The 5,211-nt window shown below is 47.0% G+C and carries 4 protein-coding genes; all 4 read right to left on the bottom strand.

Features of this window, described 5'->3' with window-relative positions; all coding sequences use genetic code 11:
- Positions 1-167: 167 nt before the first annotated feature.
- Complete coding sequence (locus QUB16_RS32845) at positions 168-290, bottom strand: hypothetical protein (protein WP_333322548.1); 123 nt, start codon at positions 288-290, stop codon at positions 168-170.
- A gap of 33 nt (positions 291-323) precedes the next feature.
- Positions 324-1,796: an MBOAT family protein gene (locus QUB16_RS32840; RefSeq protein ID WP_333322546.1), complete on the bottom strand. Its 1,473-nt coding sequence runs from the start codon at positions 1,794-1,796 to the stop codon at positions 324-326.
- A gap of 717 nt (positions 1,797-2,513) precedes the next feature.
- On the bottom strand, positions 2,514-4,052 hold the full coding sequence (locus QUB16_RS32835; protein ID WP_333322544.1) for an ATP-binding protein: 1,539 nt from the start codon (positions 4,050-4,052) through the stop codon (positions 2,514-2,516).
- On the bottom strand, positions 4,049-5,068 hold the full coding sequence (locus QUB16_RS32830; RefSeq protein WP_333322542.1) for an ATP-binding SpoIIE family protein phosphatase: 1,020 nt from the start codon (positions 5,066-5,068) through the stop codon (positions 4,049-4,051). The genes QUB16_RS32835 and QUB16_RS32830 overlap by 4 nt, the downstream gene beginning before the upstream one ends.
- Between the last annotated feature and the right edge of the window lie 143 nt (positions 5,069-5,211).

Raw genomic sequence — 5,211 nt, 5'->3', positions numbered from 1 at the left:
TCCCGCCCGTCCAAAAAGGACGGGCGGGACGCCCATCCCACAAACTTGTGGAAGTTATTTAATTCTCATTCCTAATGAGTTCTTCAGTCCTCTTTGAGAGGACTTTCGCTATGAGACAGGGAATTCATTCCCTGGCGGACTGTTGGGTGAGCGGGAGGACTGACGGACTAAAAGCTTAAGTTGACACTAATAGGTAGCGGGTAATCACTTCGACTGACATCTTGCACCCTTGTCAAGAACAGGCAAGATGCCTGTTCCACAAAGAGTAGATTTTCTTGTGGAACAGGCATCTTGCCTGTTCAGAAGGCGACTTAAATAATACCCTAAAAATCAAAATAAATATAAGGCAAACCGCCTTCGGGAGCCAACACCCAAACCGCATACAAACAAAGCGGCACTAACACCAATTTCATCGGCCAATTTAACTCCAATTTCAAACCCCGACTCAACGCATAATTCCCCAGCATCGCCACAGCCAAAGCAGCCAACATCCAAGCTAAACTCACTCTATCTAAACCCAAAGCTTCTATATAAACTTTCTCAGCAAACTGCACGTCAGCAGTGTGTCCCCACAAATGCGAAATCGCCCATCCAGAATCCTTTAAATCGGGAAGTCGGAAAAAGATCCAACTACCAAAAACCATCGCCTGAGTCAACAGCCAACCGATCGCAATACCGATCGGATTTTCCCACAAAAACTCGATCCGCCACCGCTTAAACAGCACATCAGTCAGCCTGTGAACCGCCAAAGCTAAACCGTGTAAACCCCCCCACACAATAAATCCCCAAGCCGCCCCGTGCCAAATTCCCGCAATTAACATGACGATCGACAAATTCAGACAAGTGCGCCACAAACCGACTCGCGAACCCCCCAAAGGAAAATACAAATAATTGCGTAGCCAATCGCCTAAAGTCATGTGCCAGCGTCGCCAAAAATCAGCTATGCTGGCACTAAAATAAGGAAAATCAAAATTTGGTGGCAAATACCAACCCAGCAGCAAAGCAGTACCGCGCGCCATATCAACATAGCCACTAAAATCGAGATAAAGTTGCAGCCCGTAAGCCAAAATCGCCAGCCACAAATCCTCGCTACCCGCCCGCTGCAAGTTGGTAAAGCTTAAATCGACATAAATTCCCAAGTTATCTGCAAAAAGACCTTTTTTTACTGCACCAAAGGCGATCGTCCAAAGTCCCTCAGAAATGCGATCGGGCGTCGGAAATTGCTGGGTTTTCAGTTGATATATCAAGTTGTGGTACCGAGTAATCGGGCCGGAAATCAGTTTGGGAAAAAACAACTTGTAAGCAGCAAAGTGCAGCAGCGAAGTAGCAGCAGGCGCGCCTCGGTACACGTCAATCAAATAAGCAATGCACTCAAAGCAAAAGAAACTCAATCCCAGGGGTGCGATGACGTGACTTTTCACCCAGTCAGCCCCGTCGATAGCTACAGGCCAATTGAACAAAGTGCCGATCGAACTCAATAAAAAAGGCACATACTTAAAGCCCAGAAGCAGCAACACATTCAGGCAAATTCCTATCCACAGCAGCAACAAACGGCGGCGGTTCCAAGATTCATTAGCAATCCGCCAATCCAGAGGTTCCCCAATCGCCATCCCCAAGCAGTAATTAAACAAAGCAGCGACTAACAGCAGAGGAATGTACCAAATTTGCAGCGAAGCGTAAAAAATTAAACTACCCGCCAGCATGATGAACAGCCGCCACCACCGCAGCGGAACCAACCAGTAAGCCGCGAACAAAACTAACAGAAACAGGGCATATTGAAGGGAGATGAAAGTCATACCATTTTAGATTTTAGATTTTAGATTTGCGATTTTAGAATTGGGAATGGCTTATTTGGTATGGGTTTGGATTACGGGCCTACTGTTGCATTATTTTTATTAGACCTCTTGCAAAAATCCTTTTCCTCAATTGATGGGACGGGCTCTCCGGCCCATCCCACAAGAGTTATTTTTTCTTGTGGGATGGGCCGGAGAGCCCGTCCTAATCATTTTTGCAAGAGGTCTATTAATCGAGACTTTGCTAAGAACGAGATTTATCATGGATTTTAGCCGATCGCCCACACGAAAATATGCCCTCGGTAAGTCCCTACTGTATAGTCGGCAACTGAGAACTGCTACATTTTACAGCACAAAGGTTAAATGCTGTTGCCAATTAAATAAATCTTGCCTGCTATAAATTAACTCTCTTACGAACCATATAAAATTTGGGGAAAAAATATAATTAGGTTTGCAGCATCGGACTTCAGTCCTCAACAGCTACAATTCCTGATATCGTTTCCCTTCGCATCGGAATAATATTTTTTATCGTGCATTCCTAGCATCCCGCACAGCAAAAAAGTGATGTTACCCAAAATGTTTTGAATTCATCACGATCGCAGCTATTTGACAAGTAGTTCGATCGCATTTCAACCCTTCCAAAACGTCAAATTCAGTCATACCCGGCATCATAATGTCCATAAAAATTGGGTTCGGCAAAAAACAGCCGAACCCCAACCTTCAGCGCCGTCGGCGACCTATATCGCAGTACAATGAATTTCTGCCAGCAAGTTTTTCAGCAAATGCCGAAAAACTATCTTCATCCTCCCCAATCAAGCCTTTTGCTGCTGAATCCGGCGCTGGCGAGCGAGAATGTGCGATCGCCAGCGGTATTTCATCTCCCTTAGCAGCGGACATTTCCAAAGGGTTTTCTTCCTCTCCCGGATACAGAATCGGCAGTGTCACAAAAAAAGTCGAACCCACTCCGGGTGAACTGGTGATTTTAATGCTTCCCCCTAGAAATTCCGCCAGTTTTTTGCACAGAGACAATCCCAATCCGGTCCCTTTGAGGCCCTTCTGCAAGGGATTTTCTATTTGAACAAATTCTTCAAAAATCCGCCTTTGGTCGCGTGGAGAAATGCCAATGCCCGTATCTGCCACTGAAAAAGTAATTGTTTCCCCGTCTCCTATTTCCGCAGCAACTCGCACTTCACCTGCTTCGGTAAATTTGAGGGCATTAGAAATCAGATTTCGCAAAATCTGAGAAACTTTTCCCTCGTCGGTTGTGAGGGTTGGAAGTTCTAGAGGCGCTTCAAAAATCAGAGAAACGGGCGAGTTTTGGGGAAGCAGGGGGCGCATCATTCCTCGTAGCGCGCTGAACAAATCTTCGACTTCAAAATCAGCCAAGCGAACAGTTAGTTTTCCGGCTTCCACTTTGGCTAAATCTAACGAGTCGTTCACAAGTTCTGCGAGAGACTCGGCGGATTTGCATATGTAATTTACTTGCTTTTCCTGTTCGGCTGAAAGTTCTCCGTCGAGGCGATTTAACAATACTTCGGAAAGCATCAGAATTGCCGTTAGCGGAGTGCGAAACTCGTGGCTCATATTGGAGAGAAAGCTGGTTTTGAGTTCGCTGGCGCGCCGGAGAGATTCGGCTTTATCGTTCAATTCAGCGTAAAGTGCCAGGACTCCGCGATTGGTATCTTGTAGTTGTTGATTTAATTGTACGAGTTCTTCTTGACGCTGGCGGAGTTCGTCTAAAGTGCGTAGTAATTCTTGATTTTGCTGCTGAATTTCGGCATAGGGATCTTCGGGAATTTGGCGCGCTAGTTTGTCAACTAATTGATTTAGTTCGATCGCACTCAGCGCGGGCATATGTTTGGAAAACTGTTTAATTAATTGTACAGCCGTTCCGCGATCGGGCCGAGAGTCGATTTTCACTTCGTCCATCAACCGTTTCGCTGCTGCTAAACCGAGTCCCGCGCCGGTTTGCGATCGAAAATTGGGGCTTAACACAGCCGGTAAATCAGCAATTCCCGGCCCCGTGTCGGAAATCCGAGTCCGAAAAATTTGGGGCGATTCCCCTTCCACAATGAATTCTACTTTGCCACCGCCTGCATATTTGAAAGCATTGCGGGCAATTTCGGAAACTGCTGTGGCGATGCGGGTTTGTACTTGGGAATCGAATCCCAGCCATGCGGCAATTTGGCGAGCTCTTTGGCGTACTTGTACGATGTCTTGTTCAAAGCGGACTTCCGTCGTCAGGATTGGGTAACTCACGCTGCTTCTCTTACCTTGGCTACTATAACTGTCATGTCATCGCGAGTGCGTTTGAAGTCCCGGTAGAGCACGGCTGCGATTAAAGCAGGATGTCTGGAGGCTAAACCCGGGTAGCGGTTTAAATTCCACTGCGCCGCCAAACCGTCGGAGTGCATGATGAGTAGGGACTGCTGCGACCAAGGATAAACAAATTCTGCTACTTTTCGCATCATATGTCCAACTGTGCCATTGTAGGAAACCATGCTGCGGCTTTGGTTATCTGTGACAACTACACCGCTGATGTTGCCAATTCCGGCAAAACAAACTGTTTGTTGGGTACGATCGATTTGGGCGATCGCCGCAGCCGCTCCTCTGGTATTTTTTAAAGCAGCGTGCGCTTTCTCTAAAATTGCTTTCGGCGCGAGTTTGGCGTTTTCCTCAAATACCCGCACTGCTTCGCCAGAGGCTTCCTGGGCCAAATCCCCGTAGCCGAGCCCGTCTGCAACTAAGATCAGGTGTTTGTCAAGGTGATTTTCCGCCGCCCAGGAATCGCCGCAAATTTGCTCTCCTGCTTTTGGCAAGTGGACGACCCCAAATTCCAAGTAATTGCTGTTTTGGGATGCTTCCCGGCTATTTTGGGTCGGTTCCAGCCGCGCTAATAAAGCTGTCCCCAGTTTTGGTACAGAATGAATATCAAAAAAACTAGAGAGGCGTTTAATTGCCCCCAGTCCAGTTCCAGGGCTTCCCGCTGTAGAAAAACCGTCCCGCAGACACAGCGCGACATTTGCCATTCCTTCGCCGCGGTCTAGCGCTACTATTTCAATGCTATATCCTGCCGCTGTTTTTAATGTTCGCAGCAAAAGTTCTCCTTCGCGGGCGTGCTTGACCAGGTTTTTTGCGGCTTCCGTGGTAACAATTGCCACTTTACCGCGATCGGTCTCGTTAAATCCGACTTCGGTCGCTAGGGCGACTGCAATTCGGCGCGCTTCTCCCACTTGACTTTCTTCTGTTACGGGCAGGGCTACGGCATCTATCATTATTTTGTAGTTCTCATCTTAAGCTGGCGCGCATTTAAAAAGTCATTAGTTCTTAGTCATTAGTTCTTAGTCATTAGTCATTAGTCATTAGTCATTAGTCATTAGTCATTAGTCATTAGTCATTAGTCATTAGTCATTAGTCA

The organism is Microcoleus sp. D3_18a_C4, assembly GCF_036702415.1.
Classification (GTDB): Bacteria; Cyanobacteriota; Cyanobacteriia; order Cyanobacteriales; family Microcoleaceae; genus Microcoleus.
This window is presented reverse-complemented; position numbering and strand designations above follow the sequence as displayed.